Origin of the sequence: Xenorhabdus sp. Sc-CR9 (assembly GCF_963897815.1) — a bacterium.
GTDB lineage: Bacteria > Pseudomonadota > Gammaproteobacteria > Enterobacterales > Enterobacteriaceae > Xenorhabdus.
The window spans coordinates 1-25,707 of sequence record NZ_CAWQTY010000191.1 but is presented as its reverse complement, the minus strand read 5'-3'; the positions used below and the strand labels follow the sequence as shown (position 1 = coordinate 25,707).

Genomic DNA, 25,707 nt, shown 5'->3' with positions numbered 1-25,707 from the left:
CGAAAGCCTCGGCAGAGACCTCACCTTTAAAGTCCGTTGTCTCAACCCTGACCACAGCGGGTTCTGGTCGTACCGGCACGATATAAGCGATAGTGTCTGATACTTTCCGGTACTGCCACTGATCACAGCGGTCATCGTCACACAGCACGGCGGCGGCTTTAATGAATGTGTGCTCCAGCAGCATCAGCTCCAGCGAACCGGTGTGCGGAAAAATCTCAGCAAAGGGGGCGTGTTCAGACGCGGGCACGATGTCCGTGACCGGAGGTGTATTTTGTTGCATGGTATTCTCCTGATAAAACAACGGGGAACACCTGGCCCAATGGGAAACGTGTTCCCCGTTGGGTGACTGGCCTGTTGGCCATGATGGATAAGATTAAGTAACCTTCATCGTCATCAGACTGACGATATCTACTTCCAAAGGTGCGCAGATGTACCACACGGTAGTGTACTCCCTTGCAGGCTACAGGAGTGTTGCTGTCGCTGCCCAAAGGCGATCCTCACAAGCGACTGGATCATTCGTAAACTTTTCCACGCTAATGAAAGGAAATCATAAGGTCAATGGGTAATTCATTTTCTGGGATAAAAAATAATGTCAGGAATGCTATGAGCTTTTAGTTGGGAGGATAACTGTCAATTATCATTTCATACAGTGGCCTCTTCCAACCGTTTAATCTAACACATTTATGCCCTATTATTAGTCAGGAGCAATTTTGATTTTTGCTTAATTCGAATCGCTCCAAAAACCGCAACGACAGAGCAGAAAAACGATACTCAAATCCAGAACAGCATCGCTTAAAGGGAAAGGGTTAGGCTCAATCCCAGATGCGATACCCATCAGCGAAAAGCCACCCAATGTTGCAGACAGAGCCATACTCGGTCAATGGGAAAGAGGCTTGATACAAGGTTCCAAAAATTCATATATCGTATTACTGGTAGAACGCCATTCTCGCTTTGTTATACTTGCCAAAATCAGTGATAACAAGACTACCCGCAAAGCGGGTGGTTTTATGTTTAAGACGCTAACGCGACTTAAACTGGCTGAAGCCATAATGAATGCGACAAACCTCGTTGAAAGTAACAAGGTTTGTCAGCGTTCTGAAGGCAGTATTACTCACTACCCTTATTTTACTTACTGATTAACTAATGGATATTAGCTATTGATGAAATAATTCCGCAATCATTCAGTTTATCAAAAGAAGAGCTACCATCAATATAGTCAATTACAAGCTTGCCAATTTTTGCCACTGTGGCCTTATCTGTAGAGATAAAACCAACTGGTATCGACACTGGAAAATCTGGTTGAGTAACGTGGTAGATAACTGTAACCAGTTCATCCTCAAGATGAAGCACCTCCACATGCCCATCAAGAAAGCCTTCAGCAAGGCCCTTAACATCTTTGCCGAAATGCCCAAGTTCATTCTGCCATTGCTTAGCTACCCTAAAGTCTCTTTCATCTGACACAGGTACATAAAGCACAGGCTTGTACAGCGTCTTCACCTTAGTGCTAGATCTGTGCATAATATAGCTTAAGCTAGAGGAAAAACGCTCGCTCTTTGCCCAGTATGGATTTGAAGGTGCAATCCAAGTAAAACGACTGCTGCCTGTATCAGCTTTATTTTTGATCCGTTTACTGATCACTGGAATCAGAGTCTTCTGCAGTTTTTCCCAATTGTCTTTAGAGTATATGGGACCGAGGAAAGTCATTCTGCCAGAAGCAATGTGTCGCTCCAAAGCTTGCATTTCATATACGTAGTTCGGAATTATCAGACTGGTCTTTGAATCAAACAATTTCAATGTTTCTTCATCGCCTAATGAAACCATGGATTTGAAGATACTCATGGTATTATTGAGCCTAGATAACCCGGATAGTTCTATTGCGATCAACTCATGAACACATTCTGAGCTATTTAGCTCTTCATAGTCTTCACGTTCTACAGATTTACCCTCATTATCCATTTGAAATTTTGTTGTTAAACGCAAAGGTAACTGTCGCAGTTTATTAACAGAATTAACTGTATAAACAGATGGTTGCTCTTTACTATCCTGGGTTAGCTGGTGAGATAGATAGCCTTTATCCAGAATTTGATTAAATTGGTGCTGAAAGTGTTTTTCTACTAACCTTTCGCTTTGAGACGCATTATTGTCGTCAATCTTAAGACGGATACCAGCTTTCCATCTATCCTGAACATCCTGATTGCTGAAGCAGCTAAAAGTGGCCAGTTCAAATGACAGGGTCGCTCCACTATCCTGTACGGTAGATAGCTGAGGAATTTCACCAAGTTGAGAAAAATAGCCATTTGATTTATCTGTCAAGGTCAAGCGGCCATCTGTTGACAACGTCAGTTCGCCTCGCTGAACCAGATCTTCAATCGCTTCCTCTGCCTCACGGCGACTAAAACCGAAGTAGGTTGAAATTTGAGCTTTACTCATAGGTGCTACATGGACTAACCTCAGTACAAATTCTCGGATAAAAGGCAGGCCCTTCTGGGAAATATATGAAAAATGAATATTGAACCTCTGTGCAGGTAACAGAAAGTCAATTTCATGATAAGTAACTCTGTTATCCGACATCATTTTTGTTTTCCTCCCTGCTTCGCAGAAAGGAACGTGTATCCCGCCTCCTGACCACGTTTAGTCATATATTGAACAACCAAACCTAATGGCATCTCTTTATTGTTCCCTTTCCACATATCCGCATTTCCGACTATCAACAAACGATCCATAGCACGAGACATCGCAACATTGATACGATTAGGGGTTCGCAAGAAGGCAGGGCTATGGCGCTTATTTGAACGCGTCAAGGACAAGATGATGATCCTGTTTTCCTTACCTTGATAACTATCTACAGTGTCAATTTTGACAATATCTTTGAAACCATCACTCCAAATTTCCTGATTGAATTTCTGTCGAAGTAATCGCTTCTGCTCTGAATACATACAAATCACACCGATGGCAGCTTCATCTTTGCTAGTGAGCTTGGAGAGCTGCTCTACTAATTCAGCATTCTTTGATACTTGTTTGAGCACAGAAATAATCTGATCGGCTTCACAACGGTTGTAAATACTTGTCCCTCTGTCTTCTAAGTGATGTGCACGTTGCCCCATGCTAGAAGTATCCAGCCAGGTAACCATGCTTTGCAAAGCTTGAGGTGCATGCTGATAAACTTCAGGAATTACACGTTTCCCATTTCGAAGTTTACCGTCATAGAAAATCTTCGATACTAAGTCACCAATAGGCGGGGCCATACGATATTGAGTTAAAAGTGCCGCGCTAGCTTGCTGACCATATTTAGAGTTAAATGCGCGTGCAAAGTCACTTTGTAACACTTCATCGACCTCCGTGCGCGAACTGCTGATACCTAATTTTCTTGCTAGAGCCGTCTTATGAGCATCTGAGTACAAAGGAGGCAACTGCAAGTGGTCGCCCACTAATAACACACGTCTAGCTGATTGCATCGCAATAGCTAATTCACTCGCAATTGAGCGCGCTGCCTCGTCTATAATTACCCAGTCGTAGATGTTGTCTTGAATGCCAATATGACCCTGTCCTATACCGACACATGTTCCAGTTACCAACTGTCTTGAACGAGCATAGAACTCGTCAAAGTTGACTCGTTCGCCTGATAAAGCATCCAGCATATCCCGAGAAATTTTAGCTAATGCTTTGACTCTACGGGCTTCATCTGGTCTGACTCTATACTCCATACACAGCTTGGATATCAGAATTTCTTTTGCTTCTGAGACCTTTGATCCTACATCCAAATTAATGCCGTACTCTTTACTCAGCTTTGAACGGATTGAAAGATCAAGCTCTATTGAAATTTCTTTCAGTTTTTTTATGTCTTTCTTATCGCTTAAGTCATTGACTTGATATAACAATGTTTCAAGGTGATCAATCTGTTTGAACAGCTTTAGCTCAGCCAGCACAATACTGGAAATAAACTCTGGCTCCAAGCCAATGGCCTCACTTAGTGCCTCAACCCGATACTTACTCTCAGCGTTGAAAAGTTCACGCTTCTCAGTTGTGATTGCATTCGAATAGACATCTTTTAATCCGGGCGAAACAGCCCCTTCCCGGTTACTAAATCTAACAATCTCCAGATCTGTATTAAGACGAGCGCAGTGCTTCCTAATACGCTCTGCAGCGGTGTTCACTGCCTCATGTGACTGGCTTACTAACAATATACGCTTCGTATTTTGCTTCTCAACCAAATAATGTACAAAGGCCGCAATGAACTCTGTTTTTCCAGTTCCTGGAGGCCCTTGTAACAAAGAAAGCGGGCCATTGTTAATCAACTTAGCGAACGCCTCTCGTTGCTGGTCATTTAGGCTGATTTTATTTCCATACCAGTCTTCACGATCATACCTAGCAAAGTCCCCATCACTCAATGAGATGTTGCAGTTTTGGGGGGGTTGTTCGCATAATGGGTCGAAGAGATCAATCAGGTCTGGCATCACCCCCTCTCGATCAAGTAATCGCTCCAAAGCTTGTTTTCGCTTACGATATGAGGCACGATCCTGTTTTGTACGGAAGAAGACTACATCATTGTCAGTCAAATTGTACGCGGCAGCACGAGTTTTGACCAACCGGATTTCCTTAAGCGCCGATTTCTTAAGTGATACCTCACCTATAAAGCGCTCTCCCCCATCTTGATCAACCAATAATGCTTCGACCTCATCACTGCTACTGAATCTACCTAGCGGATCGATATCAGCAGAGTAAGGAAGCAATAACTCCCCATGAGCATCAGATACAGGTACTACCTCACCACTGATTTCAATATTTGGATACGACTCAGTTTCAGTATCTAGGATTGCCCGCCACAGTTTTGCTGTTGGTATTTCCAGTATCTTTGCCGAAGCAGGCTCTTCAACCTGTTTATCCAGTCTTGAAAAAGCCTCCTTCAGTTGAAGAGTTAGCGTGTCTTCTTGCTCTTCCTTTTCTTCAGGTACTGTAAACAACTCAATCGTTCGTGCGAAAGATTCGTCTTCATTAAGTAGTTCCGTCAAAGAAGATATTTTTTGAGGGTAGCCAGGCATAATCCGAATGGCAGCGTCAATCTCGAATTGGCTATCGTCAATATCTTGTTTGCGAATTGACGACCGTGGCCACGGCTTAAAACCAAAGACGAATGCTTTTTGCTGTTTGCTGAACATTGCAGAAAAGCTGCCACCAATACCAGTGAAAGTAACTCTGACTTCATTTGGCTGCTTGTGATTTGGCTCAACTCTTACATACAAATGCCCATTATCAGGAAGGATCGTGACTGTCTCATCTGCATTACCTGCAGTGATCTCAATCAATTTTTGCTCAGGTAATGAGTTACCACAAGCTATCGCTTTCTTAAATCGACCTAAGTCCTTGAAACCAAATTGAGGATCGTCTAACTCTGCCCGAACTGCATTTGCCACGTTTGAATATTTATCCGATGCCTGACCCCAAGCCAAGCCCAGTAACTCGTATGACATTTTCATCACTGCAAAATTGTCACGTTCGAACGAAGTACAGCCATCAATGTTTTCAGGGCTATATCTATGGTTCTTAATCTCTTCCCCTGATGGGGAAAAATCAGGTACATCTATTAGGTACAGCGAACGACTTTCAGTTTCCAGCATCACGTTGCCCGGATGGATGTCTCCATGTGAAACACCAAGTCCATGTAAGTTTTCTACTGCAGCAACTAATTTTTTGATTATTTCAAACTTCTCAACTTCTTCAATCAGGATGTTGTCCCAAGTTTCTCCTTGAACTAGATCTGTGACCAAGTACAAACTTGATGACTTGGAGGCAATTCCAAATTCGCGGATTTCAGGTAGGCATGTTGGCTTAACGGAAAAAAGCTTATCTAGTAGCTTAAGAAATCTCAGAACTTGAAAGTTTGCTGTAGAGCCATCTCCTTGCCCGCCTGTATTCAACCAAGCTTTAACCAGTCTTCCGCCAGATACATATACTTCTTTTTCTGCAGTCTCTACCAAAAACTCACCATCTTCCCGATATTGACGTGAGTGATTGATGGCATGCCGATATGGATCAAGCTCTGTGTCATCAAATGTTGGAATCGCTTCGACAGTTGGTTCAGCTTGTTTTAATGCATCAAATAACTCAGATGCAGAAGCGAACTTAGCAGCAACAGCGTCCAATAATACTTCTGAAAACCATTGTTCACTGTTGTGCATGTCATCTTTCACCGTCTCTAGGCTCTTAGGCGACATGCGCTTTCCACTTAACAAGTGCCAAGCGACTAGCCCTAACGCATGGACGTCCTGTTGAAAAGGCGTTAAATCGCTACCATCCAGCATATCCTGTACTTCAACAGCTCCCACAGACAAACTCTTACGATAATCGCCGACCGTACCAATCGGTTGATGATAAGCTGAAATAAAGTTTGAAAGCGCAACCTCTTTTGAAGGTGAGATCCAGAGGCTATGATCAGCAATATCCCTATGAGCGATTTTCATCTCATGCAGGTCGCCAAACTTAGCAATTAGCAGCTTTGTGACATTCAAGCGATCTTGATCTGAGAAAGCCTTACCATACTTTCCTATAAACTCATTAAACCGAACATGACCAGGAGGAAGCTCATAAATCTCACTATATTCTGCCGTCACCTCATTTTTTTGAAAGCTCGTCAGTGACCGTAAGCAATGATTGTATAAATCTCGGTTCTGATGATTGATGTATTCTAAAACCACTCGCTCACGGGAAACAATCTCTGCTCGACCTTCTGGAGTGTAAGCCTTGTTCCCTTCAATATTCTTGAATCTCCACACCCGAAGCAATGCTTCTGTATTGGTCGAGAGCTCAGACTTGGCGATGTACTCTTTATATACTTTCTTCGGGTGCTCAAAAATTATGTCTTTTGCCTCGTAGCCATCAACCCTCAGCGCCTTGGGAGCTGTTTGCGAACCCAAAAATAACTCATCAAATAGATGAAAATCTTGGTTGAGGACCTGTGCATCTGGGTGTGGTCTAAATCGAGCATTGAATGTCTTACGATCTGCAAACTTAAGAAAATCATTAAGCGAGATGGTATGAAGCAGCTGATCTTCTGGCAACTGGCTAAAATCTGCATTTCCAGTCATAACAACAAAGAAATGGACATGAGGAACTTGTACTTTGTTAGTAAAGCGGTCAGCAAATTTAGATAATTTAATATCAAGCGTTTGCTTCTTGACACGAGTTACGCTCACGGGAGAGCGTTTCATGTTTTGAGTGCCTTTGTACCAGGTATCTCCTTTCGCGGTGACAGGTTGATGATTCCAGTCTTTAAGCTCAACTATAATCACATTGCAGTGAGTAATAATAATTAAATCGAACTCACCATCATGCTTCTTGGAATCAACAAATCGAAAACCTGCGTAGCCTTTCCAAGGGAACATTCTATTATTGTTAGCGTAGCTGTTTTGTGACTGTTCTCGAAGAGACCCCCCACGCAACGCTGTAGAATTACCTGAAAAAGCAGCCTTTATTTTTTCAATAGCGGTTACTTCTTGTTCTTGTAAACCACCATCCCAAATTTCTACTTCCAATTTTTGATTCCTTATTATGGTTTTATAGGGAGTCCATATTTTTAGCTATTTTCTTTGGTAGAATCAAATAGCTATAGTCAACTATTCCGAAACATTTGTATGGTTTTGAAAATCAAATTTTCACTGTTTTGAACCGTTCCATTGTCTATCCACCAGTAACTCCCTCACGATCTTATATTCAATGTATGCAATTACTTTTTTATTGGATTAGTTAACTCACAGCTAAAGCCTTAAATACCGCATCAATGTGGTCTGGGTAGAAGCGAATCTAAAATTTCGAGAAAAGCTCTGCTAGTATTGTCGGGATGTTCGATACAGGTGCCATAAGAGGTATAATGTGTTTTGCACTGCAATCCATGGCTGACGGAAGGCTTCGTACAAATCCTGAACAAGATTGACGACACCATCTAAGGTGATTTCGCTAAGAACAATACCTGCTCTCTTTAACCAAACATCGAGTTTCTAATGCATAGGTGAGACACACGCACATCACCCTTTGAATCTTTCGAGTTAGGATGGAGTAGTTTTAATAATCCCGATACTATCCGCCGTACTGCAATGAAATCTCACTAATTTAAGTTTGAAGGGTTTATCAATAATATCAGCAAAACTGTGCTTGAGTACCTCATGGTATAGCCAACTGAAATTGACCACTAAAATAACGTTTTCCAGAACCGTCAAAAAGTCCGCAACTGACCCTGATCAAACTATCTGATTAGATTGAACCTACCAGCCTATCATTCTCTTCTCAGATATATCTATTCTGACCAAAATTGTTATAACTGTAATAGTTCCGCTTCTAGACGGCTTACTATCTCAGGCAACTGAGCGCGCACGTGATGACGTCGTTCATCCCTTGATGCTCTACTTTCTTCGGAAAAGTAGCGGTTTATATCCAGCGTAGTATTGCTTTGGTCAGGAGAAAAAAAATTTATCCAGTCATCAGAATAAAACGGCATAGGGTGAGAATTGACGACGTTATAGGCAAGAGATTTCATTGGATACAGGTCGATGACCTCAATAAATCTCTTGTCAAATGTAAGAAACGCCGGGAAGAGGTAACGAGCTCCTTTCGAGGGGGAAAACGTCATCACTTCTTCCATTTGTCGTATGTGCCAAAGATCCCAGGCCATATTGGCAAGTTGTACGAGTAGGTCGTCTTTGTTTTTTTGTATTTTTCCGAAGAAATCAAATTTTTGGCCGCGCTCAAAATAAACTTTAGCCAATATAGCCTCTCGAACAAACAAGTTTGCCACCTCATCATCACAGAACTGCAAAAAGAGAGAAAGCTTATTTTTGAGGCTGGTTCTGGGGGATTTGAGCTGTATGGCTGCCATTTTCAGCAGGAGTACATACATACACTGATGCCTGAAAAACAATCCATCCATTTTAGACTTATCTTCATATTCCTTATACATTGTTGAAAGATGCTGTTGTGCTTTCATAGTCAGTTCATGCTCAGTCAGTGTTGAGCGTACTTCGCCATGTTGTTTAAACCAGTTAACATCAATATTTATTAATTCTTCATAAGCTTTCAACGTGCGATAGACACCATCTGCGGTTTCAGAATTCTCAAGTTTGAGGTAATTTTCAGATATGTAAGGCTGAGGATCAATTTGCACATCATTTCGAATAAGAAATTCAAAGACTTCTGTGAGATCCTTTGGTAGGCTCGAATGCTCTTTTCCTGAGAGATACGGTATCAAATGGCTGATTGCCTGAGTATCCAATGAAATAGAATAATCGATGGGATAAATTGCTTCACCTGACTCCATATCGCGACATGTTTCCGGATCGAGAACCAAGACTCGTTCAGTATTGAACAGGGAACGAATGGCTGCGCCAGCGCTGAAAGTTCGATTCACGGCGTAGCCCGGTATCCCTCCTTCGTCCGCACCAAATACAAATTTGTAATTCTTCATGAAAGGTAAATATTGACGATACAGTCTATAGGCTTCTTCTGTGGTATCGCTTTTGCAGATTTCTGCAACCCTTTTAGTGATGAAAGCATTTTCATAACTGCTCATTATTTTCCTTACAAGTTGTGTAAGATTCCATCTATTACTACAGCATAAGTCTTGTCGTGTAAATGGAATAAGAGATCCTAATGGTTCGTTAAATACAACCACAGTCTGATGTATAGAGGAACCCATTCACCGTCATCACGTATATTAAGCAAATATGAATAAACGGGCTGTGCATCTTTTTCTAGAGAAGAACTAGGTTTCATAGAATAGATATCTAACTAACTAAACATAATCAGATCACATATGCTAAAAAATTTTGGTCTTCCCCAATTATTTAACAAACTGTGGTATTTATGATGAATGACCGATTTTGGCACGAAGCGACCATACTGAAGAACCGACAGATCTGCTATGCGCGAAAAGTGGGCATTGACTCTCGAATCAGCAAAGCTTTCATGTCCGCTGATTTATCTGGTTAGCTTTTTTATCGAGTATGTTTTTTTATGATCTCCATTCCGTTTAACAATGTCAGTTTCGAAAAAGTAGTCATCTTCATCAAACATACAATGCGATACAAAATGGGTGTAGTTGTTGACGCTTAGTTTCTTCAGAGTCCCACTTCTAGTTATATCTGAATTCTTATGATATTTATTTAATTCAGGCTTAAAATAATTAATTAGACCAGCTTCACAAATGAGAACCTTCTCTTCATCGGTGATATTGTTAAAGTCTTTTGGTACACAATATGTGCCGTTTGTGTTGATATTTAGCGCATCGAATTTTGGGGTGAAAAAATAGACATAAACCTCTTCATCATCTCCACATTCAGCCTGTGTTTGTTGAATATATTTATGACCATCAGTTCTTTCTTTTAAATCATTTGCTTTTCCTATATAATAAATTTTACATTTAACATTACTATCTCCTGTTTCTCTCAAGAGCTGATATGAAAATAACGTTACATCTATTTGTTTTCCTTCAAACTGGCTCAAGCTACTTGGAAGAAGCTTAATCTCTAACGTCCTGTTCTTTCTTTCAATTGTTCCTTTTGAAGGGGTGACATAGATAATGTCTTCGTCTGGATTACTTCTGCGAAGTATCGGGTTTGAGTCTTCTACATATACGATCTTTTTCTGCAATGCTTCAGAAGAGGGATATATTCTTTTATCAATTGATTTCAACCCAAATAGAAAATTTGATATTGGGGTGACATGTGACCTAGAAAACATACTCTGTCCTTCGTATTTGTAGGATATAAATCCATCTTTTCGAAGTTTCACTTTTTTAAATCTTGATCTTGGTCTTTTGACCACAAAATAGATTCTGCCGTTTTTAAACTGTCTCGCTTTCTCAATAATAGTTCTAAACTCTCTATAGAGCTTTTCGGGTGTAATAAAGAATGCGTCAACTAAATGTGACTTAAATATCTTACATGGTAGTTTTATATCTTTCATTGAAACTCTTATACCAAAATTTATCAGCAATATAACGCCAGACATAAACGCCCAAAAGTGGGTCGCAGTTTTTGGGGAGTGAGTTTACGATATTGTTATACCTATTCTCGATATCACCTTTTATACCAAGAACTTGTATCTACGCTTAGTGTGCCCTCTACTGACTCGAGAAATTCAGGGCTATGAACGGGGCTCAACAATTCACATTCAAAAGGAAAAGACTGTGGCAGTATAATCCCATCGCCCCGTCCCACATCGGAGTTAGAACCCCACTGAAGTTCACATCCAATTGACCCTTCTACCCGAAACATGATGTACTCATGATCGATCTTGCATATTTCTACTTTATCTGTATAGACTTCATCGATAAAGTGATGGCTAGCTAGCTCATCTAGGCTTTGGATGGTTTCTTTTAGTGTTTCATTAATGACGGCGGAGCCAATTTGCTCCCATAAGCTATCAATAATTAACTTTCTGCAAGCACTCATGGTTACGAGAAATCCATAAACCGCCTCTCTTGTCTCATTGACCAATACATCTATTTCTGCATCTGGCAAACCAAATACTTTGGGTTCGATATGGGTGAATTTGCTCAGCTTATTGATAGCTGAAACCAAATCCTTGTGGATCTCTTCGACTGCCAAACCAAGAATATTTTGTACATAAACATCTTGTAGACCGCCTTGAACAGCATAATATGCTCTTTGCTTTCTGGTTATTCCATTATCTTTATCTGTTTCATTTTTATACCAGACACAATTAAGCACATTTTGATCAGGCGCCAATCGATGCAAAATATGTCTTGTAAGCTCACGCATTGCGTATGAATAATTGTTAAGACGTAAGGGGTTATATTTATCATCGAGGTTTCTTTCAGAAGCTAAAAATAAATCGCGCTCGAACCCCTCTGCCAATGTTTTTTCAATTTCAGTGATCATGTAAGCCCTTTTGACATAAAAGTTATTGTCCACTCCCATTATTATGTAGACATCTCCATCATATTTTATTATCTACTTCAATAATCATCTTAAAGTGTACATACAACCAACAATCTACATTTACTTACTAGCGCTTGCAATAGAATACTGCTCGGATTTATCAGTAAGTTAGATTTTTGAAAATACTTCATTAATGGACAAACCGAACTGTGATTAGTAGCCCCAAAATCGTCATTCAGCGTTTGAGAATTCAGGATAAAGTGTCCGCTTCTGGTTGTGAGTTCAAATCAGTGAACGCATCAGATCTCGTGTGAATCAATACAACATTATTCACCTTCAATATTCTGGTAATACACCTGCCGGATATAGCGTCCCCGCCCATCGCCATGCCCTAAATCCATTGATACCAGCGCCAGCACTTCCTGCTCACTGAAACCCTGTGCTTTATAATACGCGCCAGATTGCTGCGCAAAATGATAGCGCATGCTGTGTGGTGCTTGCTTACCCACCAGTCCGGCGCATCTGACCACGTAACGGTAACGGTCAATCGCCTGATGGAACGTGGGCTTATCAATTAATCTGCCACTGCGCCCTGCCTGTTCGCGCTCGGTATAGGCAATAGCCTGTTGCAGCGCTTCCCGATCCAGTATGACCGTCTGCCTCGGTCGCCCGCCTTTGGTGCCAAATACCACCCACACAGACGTATGACCGTTTTCCAGCGCTTTTTTCCAGGTGGCTAAGGACTTATAGGCTTCCACCGCTTCTTTGGTGCGCAGTCCTAATACGTACGCCAACTGTATTACCGCGGCCACGCCCCGATCTTTCTGCTCGATCTGCTGAAAAGCCGCCTGAAATTCTGCCGGAGTTAACGCCATTTTTGTTCCCCTGCGATCCGTATTGGCAATACCCAGTGCCCGGTTGCTCAGACGCGGATTATCGACTGCTGCCAGCTTGTGTTTCCCGGCCTGCGCTAAAATGGTTCGCAGCGCCGCCATCTCATTTTGTAGTGTCCGATTGCTGATATGGTCAGCCTTTCTCAGTGCAATGTAGTGCTCGATATATTTTGTTTTGAGACTGTCCATCTGCCGGAGCTTAATGCCCTTGTCTTTCAGAAAGTGAATAAATTGCCGTGCGATCCGCTCACGCTCCGCCACCGTCGCAAAACTCCCCCCCGCTTGCCGGGCATGGGTAATAAATGCTTTTCTGAACCGTTCAATTTTAGAACGTGCCGATTTCTGCGCCATCCTCGCATCTCCTGCTGCTTTGCTTCTGCTTTATTCATTTTTAAAACAAGTCCCTGCGTGTCGGTTCAGGTTCACCGTTCCGTGGTGCGTCAGACAATGTGTAGCAAGGCGAAGTTGTGTTGAGTTTTTGCAGGAGCTCGCGACGTGCTCAGCACAGCGATGACATGCTCCCCGTTCAGGGCCTGATTCAGTCAGGATGAACGCCTCATTATCGTGACGTGGGTAATTTCTCCTTTTTTCGGTATCAGCCTGTTGTCAGGCAGTGGGTTAAAAAAAACGAAACAAGTCAATTCAGACAGAAAAATACCCGTGACGACGGGTGACTTTGAGTAATACGGTGATCAAATGGGTCGTAAAGGCAGGCCGAATGTGCTCTGGAGGTTGGCCGCTTAGCGGCGTCACTTGGTAATCGCGCTGCTTTTACACAAGTGACGCCGCACAACAGTGGACGCTGAAATCATTAGCGCCCTCTGATCTTTTCGTGCAATCGCTGTACAGAGATCAGGACGTTTATCGTCAGTGTTCAAAACGCAGGTTAATGTTTTTCGGAACGAGGCAAAGCATGCGCTGCCCGTATTGCGTGATAAGCCGGTTGTGAATAACACCGGGTAACTTTCATCGCCGGACGGAGGGTTGTTGTCTGACGATATCTGCTTCCAAAAGTGCGCAGATGTACCGCATTGTGATGCTCTCCCTTACAGGCTACAGGAGTTTTAGTTGGCCACCCGAAGGTGATCCTTGCAGGCTATGGATCATTGATAATCACAATTAGAGATATTAGCGATTGTGTAAGGAGCAGTCAAATGTGTACGTTACAATGGCATAGTATAAAGTTGGTGCTCACTGATTGCCATCGCGAGACTATATTCAATATCAGCTTTTTGAAGCTGGTATAACGTTCCCGGATTAGGAAGATAAGGCAACAAATATTCTTGACGTTGAGGAAAAACAACACATTGTGGTATTGGACAAGGGATTGTTATTTTTTCATTAAAACTGGTGATATTATCGACAATATGTGACCAATAACGTTGCATCTTTGCACCTCCGACAATTGCGGTCGGTGCTAACAGAAATAATAGTGATATATTGGTATAATTATCATAAACATAAGCATTTTCCCACTGATGAATATATTCCAGTTGATGATCGCTAAATGCCCTGCTTTGCGCATGTATTAATAAATTTAACAGCCAAGGATGCTCTTTAGGCTGTTGTTTGGCAAGTGTTTGCATCAGTAAAATAAGTGTATCCAAAGGAACATAAAGTGTTCTGTTAGCAAGGGAAAAACCAGATAATTGCTCCTGCCAGGCTTGTAAAACAATATAAGAAAGTGCCAGATTGTTAGTGTATTGTGCTAATTGTATCCCTTTTTCAAGAAAATGGGGATAAGATTGTTTATTCAATAATAAAGGAGGCTGGCTGGCAATAATGTAATGTTTTTTCTTTTTGTTACGGCTAAATAGAGATTGTTTTGTTAATATTCCCGCTTCATTAAGATACCACCAGGCATAAGGTCGCCAACCAAGATCACTAAAATTGGTATGGGTAAGTATGACCCGAAGATGAAAATAATCATCGTCTTCTTTTTGCTTTTCAGTAACAAATTTACTGACACCAGCACGTGGAAAAAAAATATTAGGGCTGGCATGAGGTAAAGTAACGAGGATTTTTTTTTGCATGAAGAAAATTATCCAATGTTATCGTATTCCATCCCAATAAAGACCATATACAAGATGAAAATATGTCAGGCAGCGTTGGAAAAAATTCTCGTTTTTGAACATTAATCTGTGAAACCATCAATTGGCGATAAATTATATTATTCATACTTATTTATCTCCTTATCAAATACACAACGACTAAATAGATACCATTGTAAGGAAAATAACAATAAAACACCAACCATCAGATAATAAGTCGTTTTCAGGGAAAAGAGTGCTAATAATGCTCCGGCACCAAGTGAAAATATTATTTTTGATAACGAAGCAATGGATGTCCGCAACATAATAAATTTCCCGACATCCTGCTGTTCAGGTATTTGGTTACATTTTACCTGAATGCAAATAATGTGACATGTTATGAACAACGTCATCCCAAATAATAAAAAGGCAATCAGATACTTATTATCTGACTCAACCATTAATACAATTAATATTGCGCTAATTAAAAGAGCATGATTAAGGACAAATTTTTCACTGACTATGCTACGGGAAAGAAGCAATCCTGAGAGGAATCCCGCTACCATGCAACTAATATTGAGTAAAGCATAAAAATTAGCCCCCGATTTGGCAAAAGTATCAGCCAGCGACGGTAATGAAGTATTAATAAACTGAAATGCTCCACTGGAGGGGATGGAAAATAATAATATTTTCCTTAATTCTTGCCGATGAAATACGTTAAAAAGATAGTTCTTGTTCAGCAATTTTCTCTGCTTTTTATCTGCATGGCCTATTATTGGTGTGATGGGTAAAGTAAAAGAAGCAAAGAAACTAGCAGCTATCGCGCTAGCTGCATAAAAAAGGCCAGCAACAAACAAACCTGAATGACCACAGTCCAATGTAAGAAATACACCCCCCAATGCTGCACCAACAGTTTGTGAAATCTGGATATTTGATGCAGAGATTTGCAACATCTTACTACCATTTTCCGGGGTGAAATTATCCCGGACAATTCGGTTAACTGATGTTTTATTGAACATTTTTACCAGAGACAAAATACATTGCACAGTCACAATCACCAACATTAACAGAGTTGGTTTCATGGCCGAGAATAAAAAAAACAGAGGCAGGCTGAACGCTGAAAGTGTAAGAATACCATTACTGACAGTGAGTTGCCAGGCAGGATTTCTGGCATCAGCAAAAGAGAGAAGAAAAAATCCCATAACAGCGGAAGGAAGATAACCCGCTATTACAGTGAAGCTGACAGCCAACGGGCTATGGGTGATTTGGAAAACCAGCCAGAGAATAATCACACTTTGCATCCCTTCCGCTAAGGCAGAAAAAGCAGTATAGACCTGGAATCCTATGACGTTCTTCTGCAACAACAGGTTATTTTTCATGATTTATCTTTTGTAGCCTGAGTTAAAGGATAATCAGATAATTGTTTGATGAGCGCATGAAACTCAGCTTGACTCTGACATGCAGCAAACACGAGATAACGAAAGTCAGTGACACCGGGACGAGAAGTTTTTTGCGGAACCTGCTTAATTTCAGATACAGCAACCACATTTGGCAGACGTAATAAATCAGATGTCTTATACCCTCTAGGGTAAACCTTGATAATCCCTGAATAGCCGTTATATACCCGTGATGGTGTGTTATCTATCGGGCGTGATAATTGACTGTTAACAAAGGCTTGCCATAAATTCATTCCTGTAAGACGCAGCAATGATTCAGCATTGCCTGCACCAGGTGGCCGAAGACCAATTTCACCAAAAATGACGTGATCACCTTGTCTGTAAATTTCCATATGAAAAACGCCTTGTTGCAATTCAAGTTTTCTAATGGCCCGCTGTGCTAAAGAGTGCGCAATTGAAAACATCGCATGGGATGAAGGTAAATGAATACTTGCGCCTGTCTGGCCTCTGGCTCTGAGTAGAGGTTGGTCATAGCAAGAGAGTTGGGCATTAATGATCCCAGATTGATCGACGATACCGTCAAAATGGAATTCTTCGTCTATATTTATTGCTTCTTCAACCAACATCAACGTATCTAAGTATTCAAGTTTCTTGTGTAGTTGATCGATCGTTAGACATTCAACACCTTGACTTGAAGAGCCAGAAAGAGGCTTAATAATGAAATGTGTAGCTTCTTCCCCTTGAGTGAGTTGAGCAAAGTTGTCACGAAAATGACCTGATAACCAACATTTCGGCATCGGTAAATCATTGGCGAGGCACTGCCGCATACGCCATTTATTCGTCGCACATAATGCCTGCTCGTAACTTAGTCCAGCCAGACCGTACCGACTGCGAAGAAATCCGGCAAATTCCATATTACTTTCTGAACTGGCGACCACATACTGGAAAGGCGTTCTATTCATGATGTTATTTATTGCTGCCAACGTCTCTTCTTGTAATACAAAACGTATTTCTGATGTTGAAATACGAAGATAATCAATATCTTGATGTTGGATTAATGCTTGATCTAATTGTGTTTTATCTGTATCTAAAACAAGCGCTCGTTCACGCATTTTTATACTCCGTAAATACAATAAGCTTGTTGACGTTCTCCATTAGCGTCTGATGGTGTTCATGTTTTATGATGGCGTAACCAGCACGACCATAAATACCCTTAGATTCAGCTTGTTCACCATCTGTCCAATCGAGTTCAACCAAATCAAAGTTCTGATAAAAATCTTGCCTTGTCAGCGAAACTCCCGGAATAGCGCGCAGTAAAACTATCGCAAAAAGCTGCGAAGGATAATGAGGTAAAGGTTGTTCATCAGGTTGTTCCAGGGAAAGCAGGGTGTGAGCAGCATAGAGATCGACACCATAACTTAGAGTTATTATTTCAGGCACCCATGCACCAGCCGGTCTTAATGCACATTCATTAAAGAATATACCTTCATCATTTTTAAAAAGTTCGAGGTGAAAGACCCCGTCGGGGGCCTGTAATTGTGTTAAGGCACATAAACAAAAGGCATTAATTTGTTCGTAAAACTCAGCGAAATCTTTGCGTGACATTATTTGCAAAGCCAGCGTTTTCCCTTCATTACATTGCATCGGAGGCGTGGTGTACTGGCAGATAGAAAGCCAACGTAATTTACCATCTGACCAAATCCCGTCAGCAATGAACTCAGATGCAGTAATTTTATTTTCAACAACATAAGCTACGCAGCTTAGATTCTCTTTATATTGTCGAAAATAAGTTTCGTAATCAAATTCTGAGCTAATAGCTGTTGTTGCGAAAGACCCCATACCATTAGCTGGTTTTATAATGAAAGGAGAACCCACTTCAACAACCAATTGTGAATAATCAACGTCACGGGTTACATAACGGCAATGAGCATGGGGAACAACTTGTGCCAATCTCTGTTTCTGTAAACATTTATCACGAAAATATAAAGTACTGCGATAATCTTTAGAACCGGGTAATTGCAGCATATCGCGCAGTACTGCTGCCGTAAATACTCCATCTTCGTTGCCAGTAACGATCCCTTTAATTGTCTGTATGGGCAGATTCAATAAGCACCGGAGAACTTCCTGTGCATCTTCTAAATCTTTAACCATATAGTATTCTGTACCACTGAGGGCAGGTTTAAATTTGGAAACGATATGAATAACTTGATATCCCTGACGAATTAACGCGTTCGCAATACCTTCACGATACCCTAATACAATAACTGTGTTATTCATTGATTTTCTCCTGAACGTAAAATATAGAGATCGTGCTTGCTGGTATTAAAAGGACCTAAATATTTAAATCCTCTTTCGGTAAAGAAATGGATATTTGTTATTAATGAACGACGTAATGCGATAATGATAGGTAATTGCGCCTGCTTGTCTGCCTCTTTACAAATTATATGAAGTAATCTACTGGCAATACCCCGACGTCTGAATTCCGGTAATACAGACAAATAGCTGAACGTTAGATTACCCTCTTCTTGTTCAAACAGCACAGCCGCAATAACCTGACTATCATATTTAGCAATTCGCCAACGTGTTAACTTTTCCATAATACTGACAGAAGTTTCATATAGTGCTGAAGGTATAAAGTCAGCGATAAATGGCGTATAGACTTCATGCAATACTGCTAATATTCCTTTGACATCTTCCGCAGTGGGTATAAAGAAATTAATCGCTTTTTTTGACATTATTCTTTATTCTTTCTCTGTCCTGTACTTATTCTGTTTAATGACCATAAACAGTTGGCTTTCATATAAAATTGTCAATTTATCATCAGATTGATATTTTTCTACCAGCATTTTTAATCGTCCGGTAAACTGTTCACCGTGGGCAGTTAAAGCACGCTGTACTTGAGTCGATGAACGACTCATACCGATAAATGCTTCTCCGGGAATAATCATATTCCAGTGAGTATTGAGTGTAATGTGGAGAACATTTTCATGTTGGAATGCAATATTTAATTCTTGTGCGTAATCAAAATCCCGGTAATGACGGCTATAATTGGGACTGAGTTCTTCCAATAGATTTTCATATTCATTAAGAAATTCATTGTGTCGGTAATCTCGGTTATTTTGTAAGATCGCCATCACACCATTGTCTGCCAGGCTATTTCGCGCCAGATTTAATACTGCCGCCCTATCCATCCATTGCAAAGATTGTGCTGCAATAATCAGATCGGGGTTATCCATGCCGGAGAGGTGCTGCTCTGTACTACCATGCAACCAATTGACCCACGGTAGCTTTTGTTTACCTATGTCGATCATATCTTGTGAAATATCAATAGCAGTGTAATGATGCTGTTGACCTAATAGATTTGTCAGTCCTTCAATGGCGATACCCGTTCCTGCCCCAATATCAACAATGGACAGCAATCTGTCTTTAGGCAGCCAGTAGTAAATTTCACGGAAAAGTGCTTCTGGATATCTGGGACGATAGAGGTCATATCCTTTAGCCAAACCATCAAATTTTTCTTTCTGTTGTATCATAAGATCCTTTGCTCCTTTTGTTCAGACAATAGGTTCAGGATGTAGTTGAGACATCCACCGGCGCGGACAAAAGCCAACATTTGTTCCGATGGTGGAGAGAAATGGGCTAATGGTGTTTCAGAAACAAAATGGCCTTCATTGATTAAACATTCAACGGATAAACCTTCACGAAAACCTTCAATATCGGCTTCAATCGCCAGCAGGCCAAGATTCCAGGCATTACGGAAAAAAATCCGTCCGAAAGCAGGAGCAACAACCATAGATATACCTGCGGCTAATAACGTACTGACTGCTTGTTCTCTTGAGCTGCCAATACCAAAAATACCTTTACAAACAATGATATCTCTAGGTTGTAAAGTGGAAAAAAAATCAGGAAACCGATTCTCAAACAGATGTGGCGCCAATTGGGCTGGGTCGGTGTACATGTGTTTATAACGTGCAGGAATAATGTCATCGGTAGAAATATCACCAGTAATCATCTTAACGTGATAATTTTGTTGTTCAATCATGCCATTCAAGCTCCGTAATCAACGGTACTCTGCCGTGCAATGCTACATTTGCTGCAACTAAAGGTGATGAGAGGTAAATATCCGCATCAGCATTACCCATGCGCCCTTGGAAATTTCGGTTCATCGTTGACAAAACCCGCTCTCCTTTGGCTGGGATTGTGCCTTGCGTTCCAACACACGCGCCGCATCCGGGCGGTGTCACCAAAGCACCCGCAGAAACAATTTTTTCGATATAGCCGCGTCGCATAGCTTCCAGATACACGTGTTTTGAACCCGGTGTCACAATACAATGAACATCTTGATGAACCCGCTGGTTATCAAGAATTGCAGCTACCTCGGCAATATCTTCCAAACGGCTGTTGGTACAACTGCCAATAAAAACATAATCTATCTTTTGTCCTGAAAGGGTTTCTAATGGAACTGCCTGAGCAGGTGAATGTGGCAGGGAAATATGCGGTGTCAAATCAGATATCGAAAATATCAGCTGGTAATCAGCTGACTCTGGATAGATAGGCCTCATATTGGCAGGCCTTCCTAGCCCATCCGGCATAAATACACACTTTGCACCCAGTTCAACGCCCATACTGGCGAAACTGGCGGCAGAATCTAAAGATAGACTATGGCCCCATTCCCCGCTGAGTTCGACTGAACGGTATAAAAATGGTGATTGCCCAAAGTGACGCAGTAAAGCAAGCATAATATCTTTCGTCCGGGTCGCTGGGTGTGGTTGACCAGAAATACTTAAACTAACCGTTTCTGGCACTTTCAACCAAGTCTGTCCTGTCAGCATCGCAGCCAATACATCAGAGGCTCCCATTCCCAAAGCCAATGATTGTACTGCTCCCCCCGTACAAGTATGAGAATCAGCACCAATAACAATATTACCCGGTTGAAACCACTGTTCTTCCAGTGCGATTAAATGGCTAATACCTTCTCCTCTGGTGAAAATATTAACTCCAATAGACTTGGCAAAAGCCATTGCTTCATTAACACGTTCAGCCATTAATTTATCGGGAACTATTACTGAATGATCGAAGAAAAAACCAATTCTTTCGGGGTGCAAAACTTGTTTTAAATGATGTTGGCGAAAAAGATTGGCGATAGTCGGTGAATTGCCATCCTGAACATAAATTCTATCGACCTCAACGGTGATCAACTCCTTAGCCTTAACGTTAGTATTTTGGCTATGTTCAGCAATAACTTGATTAACAATAGGCTGATCATGAGTCGTCATGTTATTGCTCCTTCTGCCTGACGATAGAGCTCACATAATGTATGAGCAGGTATTCCTCCCAGATGTTTTTCAGCCACTTTTCGCACCAGAGATAGACAGTGTTCCAATGTTTGAGGCTCTGTTTCTATACCTCTTTCTTCTAAAATATTTTGCAAAATAGCCCGGCCGGAATGTTTACCGATCACCATGCGACGCTGACCGCCGACCCTGGCCGGTTCGAAGGGTTCAAACGTTTTGTTGTCTTTTAACATTCCATTGACATGGATGCCGGACTCGTGGGCAAAAACATTGCTGCCAACAATAGGTTGCCAAGGGGAAATAGGGTATCCGCTAGCCTGAGCCACTTTGTAAGAGAGGCTGGTAAGTTGTTGGGTATCAACACCAGCATCTATTTGATAAAAATGTTGCAAAGCCATCACCATCTGAGCCAAATCCGGCATTCCGGCTCGCTCCCCCATTGCGTTAACACAAACGTGGAAATAACGCGCTCCTGCTTCAAGACCCGCCAGCGTATTTGCCACAGCCAACCCAAAATCATTATGGCAATGGCATTGTAGATTAATAGATGATGCCTCACGAACGGCGCAGACTCGCTGTGCATATTGCTGACTGTTAAGAATACCGATGGTATCTGAAAGACGCAGCCGGTCAGCGCCAGCTTCTGCAACATTGCCCGCATATTCTTGTAGGAAACTGATTTCGGTTCGGCCGACATCTTCTGCACTGATTGAAACGAAGATACCTTTATCTTTAGCGAATTTAATCATATCTCTGGCCGTAGTTAACAGCCAATTTCTGTCTTTGCTTACACTGTGCTTAAGATGAATATTTGAAGTCGGCAGACCAATGTGTATCGCCTTAAACCCCAGAGAAAGGGTATATTTAATATCTTCAAGTACGCCACGATTCCAACCAATGATATTCACTTCATCCTTACGATCCAGAATTTCTTGTAATGCAAGTACTTCTTCGCCTTTCATCGCTGGAATCCCTGCTTCTATCCATTTAACACCGGCTTCTACTAATGAATTAAAAATACTCACTTTAGTTTCTTTTGAAAATGCAACCCCCGGAGCTTGTTCACCATCACGTAACGTTGTATCTTCCAAAATAATATTCTCTTTAATGGCCATCGCATCGCCACCTTATTTTTATTGATGAGTAGTTAGTTAAACGTGAAATCTGCTGGCAGGTTTAGGGATATTTAATTTTTCTCTTAATGTTCCATCTTTGTATTTGGTCTTGAATATATTAAGTTTTTGCAACTCAGGAACAACATAAGTAATAAATTCATCTAAACATCCAGACATACTGGGAGGCATAAGGTTAAATCCATCACAGGCATTTTCATGCAACCATTGAGATATTTGGGTAGCAACTTGCTGGTAAGAACCAACAAAAACTAAATGCCCCCTGGAAATAATGATTTTTTCGTACAACTGCTTAATCGTTAAAGATTCCGATTTAGACATTTTTTCAATAATTGCCCGACGGCTCTGATTACCATTAGAAGCAGGAATGTCAGGCAGAGGTTGGTTGATATCGTATGCTGACAAATCAATATCACCAAGCAAATCGGATAACATACTAAGGCCAAATTTTGGATGAATAAGCTTCCGAAAATTATTGAATTTCTCTTTGGCACTCTCCCCATCTGGGCCAATAAAAAAGCACAGTCCCGGCATGATTAAAATATCGTTATAGTCTCTATCATACTTATGAAGCCGAGATTTCAAATCCCTATAAAATACTTTTGCTGAGTCAATGTCTGGTTGTGCAGTGAACACTAATTCGGCTGTTCTGGCGGCCAGTTCTTTACCGGGTTCAGAGGAACCTGCCTGTACAATAATTGGGTGTCCCTGGGGAGGCCGAGAAATATTCAGAGGGCCTTTTACAGAAAAATATTTTCCCTGGAAATTTAATTCATGGCATTTTGACGGAACATAAAAAATACCACTTTGTTTATCGCGAGGTAAGGCATCATCATCCCAGCTATCCCATAATCCAGTAACAATTTCCCAGGATTCGGCAGCTTGACGATATCGCTCGTCATGTTCAGGATGTTTAGCAAAACCAAAGTTTTTCGCTGCATGAGATTTAGAGGAAGTCACCAGATTCCAACCAGCACGCCCATGACTAATGTGATCCAACGAAGCAAATTCACGGGCAATATTAAATGGATGTTTGTAGGTGGTCGAAGCTGTCGCAACCAAGCCGATGTGTTGAGTAACCATTGCTAATGCTGATAATAATGTCATGGGTTCAAATACCACGACCCTACTCCCATAACCTAGCTGGTCATCCTGAAAAACCGAGGGAGTATCAGAAAGAAAAATCAAATCGAATAAGCCCTTTTCTGCTGTACGGGCCATATTCAGATAGTGATCTATATCCAGTGCTGCCCGGGCATTGACATCAGGATGACGCCATGCGGCAGGATGATGCCCAGTGCCATAAGCAAGGTAAGCTCCAAGCACTAATTGTCGTTTATTATTTTCCATGATATTTCCTTTTATTTTTTTCAAAAAAATCAGGATACATTAGGAATAAGGTTTATAACTTTTTTTACACTAATACAGTCTTTTTCAATTTCTGCTGTTCGTCCATGCTTCAATATCTCGTGGGATACATACTCCATTGCTTTATAAGCAGCTCTGAGCATATGGTTTGCATAAATAATAATATTAAATCCGGCATCACTTAGTTCTTTATGATAAGTCATTGAATAAGTAGTTGGCACACATATAAGTGGTAATTTTGGATATTTTTTTCTAAAAATCTTACTGAAATCAATGATCTCATTAGGTGTGTCTTTACAACTATGGATCATAATGCCACTAGCACCAGATGTAATATAGGAATGAGCTCTTTCAAGTGCATCTTCAATTCCATAACCAGCAATTAAACTCTCCAATCTTGCAAAAACCATTAACCGGGTGTTTTGTTGCGCTGCTTTACCTCTGGCTATCTTATTACTGAATTCTTTAATATCTGCTAATTCTTGTTTGACACTTGTACCAAATAGAGAATTTCTTTTATCTCCTGTTTTATCTTCAATGACGACCGCATCTAATCCTATTTGTTCCATTTTTCTGATATAATGCACAAAGTGTTCAACACGTCCTCCAGTATCTGCATCCATAATAACTGGCAGCCTAGTTATTAGTTTTATTTCATGAATATTTTGCAAACGACTATTAATATCCAGTGTTTCGTTATCTGGTATACCTTTCACAGCTGAATCAGTCAACGAACTTGACCAGAGACCATCGAATTTATGGATATGGTCATTATTATCTGTGTAATTTGCATTCTTGATAATAAGTGCTGAAAGCGGATTATGCGCTTCAATAAAAGTAAGTGATTTTTTCTTTTTGAGTAACTTCTTCAGCATAAAAAATTTCCTTTGAGGGTTAAATAACAACTCAATAAATTAAAGAAAAAAATACCTTTATTATTTTTATAGAAAATATCGTATCATCTTTTTATTAAATTTAAGTTAAATGGCCTGTGGAAAAATGACGCTTATATTTGTGACTAATCTCTAAAAAACAAATTGAACAAAAAATTACTCAAGAAATAGTTTTACATTCAATATGTTGTTGTTTGTATATCCTAATGTAGGAACAACCTGAATTCATACAATAAATACAACAAGCATAGTAATCAGCTAACATCTGCGTACCACCATAGCCATAATAATCTGGTTTTCTTCATTATTCAGGAGACAAATAAATAAAGTGTTCCCGTTCTGGATGACGGGAAATGACCTCAACCATCCACGACAGCACACCTGCATCAACACGGTCTGTTTTCGCCAGATAGCCCATGACACGTGCAAAATCTCTGGCCTGTATTGTTTACACTATCACGCCCCCCTTTACATATGCGGCTTAAGGTGGTTTGGGATCACCTCCTTATAAGCGAAACCGAAAGATCTAACCTCATCAAACATACAGAGTGGAAGAACTTCATCCAAAAGAACACCTTTTTATGACATACATGCAGCTATCTTGAAAATAGTGTTATTAGTGAATTCCATTGATGCTATTTTCCTTTTGACATCATCTTCTGCATCACTATCTGCCCGAACATGCCGGCTGACTGCCTGACCTGTCCCACGCCCTGGTTCATCATGCCGCTGATATCGCCCATTCGCACCCCCGCCCAGGCCAGTGCGCCCAGCCAGACCATCGGCAGGACAATAAACAGCATCCCCATCA

The 25,707-nt window shown here is 41.0% G+C and carries 20 protein-coding genes and 3 pseudogenes; 1 reads left to right on the top strand and 22 read right to left on the bottom strand.

The window, feature by feature from the left end:
- The coding region (locus tag AACQ81_RS13825; protein ID WP_237387653.1) for an antirestriction protein at positions 1-280 on the bottom strand (280 nt) is incomplete at its 3' end.
- Entirely contained in the window at positions 234-488 is a 255-nt protein-coding gene (locus AACQ81_RS13820) for a hypothetical protein (RefSeq protein WP_237387652.1), read from the bottom strand. The genes AACQ81_RS13825 and AACQ81_RS13820, both read right to left, overlap by 47 nt.
- A 264-nt stretch (positions 489-752) precedes the next feature.
- On the opposite strand from AACQ81_RS13820, the pseudogene AACQ81_RS13815 reads away from it, so the two are divergent.
- Positions 753-1,025: pseudogene (locus AACQ81_RS13815) on the top strand (IS30 family transposase); the annotation flags it as partial.
- Positions 1,026-1,140: 115 nt separating this feature from the next.
- Here AACQ81_RS13815 and AACQ81_RS13810 read toward each other — a convergent pair.
- The 20 genes and pseudogenes from AACQ81_RS13810 to AACQ81_RS13720 form a co-directional block, all read right to left on the bottom strand.
- Positions 1,141-2,574, bottom strand: coding sequence for a hypothetical protein (locus tag AACQ81_RS13810; protein WP_237387651.1), 1,434 nt, complete (start codon positions 2,572-2,574; stop codon positions 1,141-1,143).
- A complete protein-coding gene (locus AACQ81_RS13805) occupies positions 2,571-7,529 on the bottom strand; it encodes an AAA domain-containing protein (protein ID WP_237387650.1) in 4,959 nt (1,652 codons plus the stop codon). Before AACQ81_RS13805 ends, AACQ81_RS13810 begins: the two co-directional genes overlap by 4 nt.
- A 439-nt stretch (positions 7,530-7,968) precedes the next feature.
- A pseudogene (locus AACQ81_RS19765) lies at positions 7,969-8,156 on the bottom strand (BREX system Lon protease-like protein BrxL); the annotation flags it as partial.
- A gap of 149 nt (positions 8,157-8,305) precedes the next feature.
- Entirely contained in the window at positions 8,306-9,556 is a 1,251-nt protein-coding gene (locus tag AACQ81_RS13800) for a hypothetical protein (protein ID WP_237387649.1), read from the bottom strand.
- A gap of 407 nt (positions 9,557-9,963) precedes the next feature.
- Complete coding sequence (locus AACQ81_RS13795) at positions 9,964-10,950, bottom strand: hypothetical protein (protein WP_237387648.1); 987 nt, start codon at positions 10,948-10,950, stop codon at positions 9,964-9,966.
- A 113-nt stretch (positions 10,951-11,063) separates the two neighbouring features.
- Positions 11,064-11,888 carry a pPIWI-associating nuclease domain-containing protein gene (locus AACQ81_RS13790; protein WP_237387647.1) on the bottom strand — a complete coding sequence of 275 codons (825 nt, stop codon included), beginning with the start codon at positions 11,886-11,888 and terminating at the stop codon, positions 11,064-11,066.
- Between the two features lie 326 nt (positions 11,889-12,214).
- Complete coding sequence (locus AACQ81_RS13785; protein WP_237387646.1) at positions 12,215-13,132, bottom strand: integrase domain-containing protein; 918 nt, start codon at positions 13,130-13,132, stop codon at positions 12,215-12,217.
- A gap of 812 nt (positions 13,133-13,944) precedes the next feature.
- Positions 13,945-14,814 carry a hypothetical protein gene (locus AACQ81_RS13780; RefSeq protein WP_237387645.1) on the bottom strand — a complete coding sequence of 290 codons (870 nt, stop codon included), beginning with the start codon at positions 14,812-14,814 and terminating at the stop codon, positions 13,945-13,947.
- 137 nt (positions 14,815-14,951) lie between these two features.
- Positions 14,952-16,190, bottom strand: coding sequence for an MFS transporter (locus AACQ81_RS13775; RefSeq protein ID WP_237387644.1), 1,239 nt, complete (start codon positions 16,188-16,190; stop codon positions 14,952-14,954).
- Positions 16,187-17,320, bottom strand: a complete 1,134-nt coding sequence (locus AACQ81_RS13770) for an ATP-grasp domain-containing protein (protein WP_237387643.1) — start codon at positions 17,318-17,320, stop codon at positions 16,187-16,189. Before AACQ81_RS13770 ends, AACQ81_RS13775 begins: the two co-directional genes overlap by 4 nt.
- On the bottom strand, positions 17,313-18,485 hold the full coding sequence (locus tag AACQ81_RS13765) for an ATP-grasp domain-containing protein (RefSeq protein WP_237387642.1): 1,173 nt from the start codon (positions 18,483-18,485) through the stop codon (positions 17,313-17,315). The genes AACQ81_RS13770 and AACQ81_RS13765 overlap by 8 nt, the downstream gene beginning before the upstream one ends.
- Entirely contained in the window at positions 18,482-18,943 is a 462-nt protein-coding gene (locus tag AACQ81_RS13760) for a GNAT family N-acetyltransferase (protein WP_237387641.1), read from the bottom strand. The genes AACQ81_RS13765 and AACQ81_RS13760 overlap by 4 nt, the downstream gene beginning before the upstream one ends.
- 6 nt (positions 18,944-18,949) lie before the next feature.
- Entirely contained in the window at positions 18,950-19,741 is a 792-nt protein-coding gene (locus AACQ81_RS13755; RefSeq protein WP_237387640.1) for a class I SAM-dependent methyltransferase, read from the bottom strand.
- Entirely contained in the window at positions 19,738-20,250 is a 513-nt protein-coding gene (locus AACQ81_RS13750) for a LeuD/DmdB family oxidoreductase small subunit (RefSeq protein ID WP_237387639.1), read from the bottom strand. The genes AACQ81_RS13755 and AACQ81_RS13750 overlap by 4 nt, the downstream gene beginning before the upstream one ends.
- Positions 20,243-21,484: an aconitase/3-isopropylmalate dehydratase large subunit family protein gene (locus tag AACQ81_RS13745; protein WP_237387638.1), complete on the bottom strand. Its 1,242-nt coding sequence runs from the start codon at positions 21,482-21,484 to the stop codon at positions 20,243-20,245. Before AACQ81_RS13745 ends, AACQ81_RS13750 begins: the two co-directional genes overlap by 8 nt.
- Positions 21,481-22,617, bottom strand: a complete 1,137-nt coding sequence (locus AACQ81_RS13740; protein WP_237387637.1) for a homocitrate synthase/isopropylmalate synthase family protein — start codon at positions 22,615-22,617, stop codon at positions 21,481-21,483. The genes AACQ81_RS13745 and AACQ81_RS13740 overlap by 4 nt, the downstream gene beginning before the upstream one ends.
- A 36-nt stretch (positions 22,618-22,653) precedes the next feature.
- Entirely contained in the window at positions 22,654-23,985 is a 1,332-nt protein-coding gene (locus tag AACQ81_RS13735; RefSeq protein WP_237387636.1) for an LLM class flavin-dependent oxidoreductase, read from the bottom strand.
- A gap of 29 nt (positions 23,986-24,014) precedes the next feature.
- Positions 24,015-24,878 carry a phosphoenolpyruvate mutase gene (aepX, locus tag AACQ81_RS13730; RefSeq protein WP_237387635.1) on the bottom strand — a complete coding sequence of 288 codons (864 nt, stop codon included), beginning with the start codon at positions 24,876-24,878 and terminating at the stop codon, positions 24,015-24,017.
- Positions 24,879-25,163: 285 nt separating this feature from the next.
- Positions 25,164-25,338: pseudogene (locus tag AACQ81_RS13725) on the bottom strand (IS110 family transposase); the annotation flags it as partial.
- Positions 25,339-25,475: 137 nt separating this feature from the next.
- On the bottom strand, positions 25,476-25,707 hold a 232-nt coding region (locus AACQ81_RS13720; RefSeq protein ID WP_237387634.1), incomplete at its 5' end, for a hypothetical protein.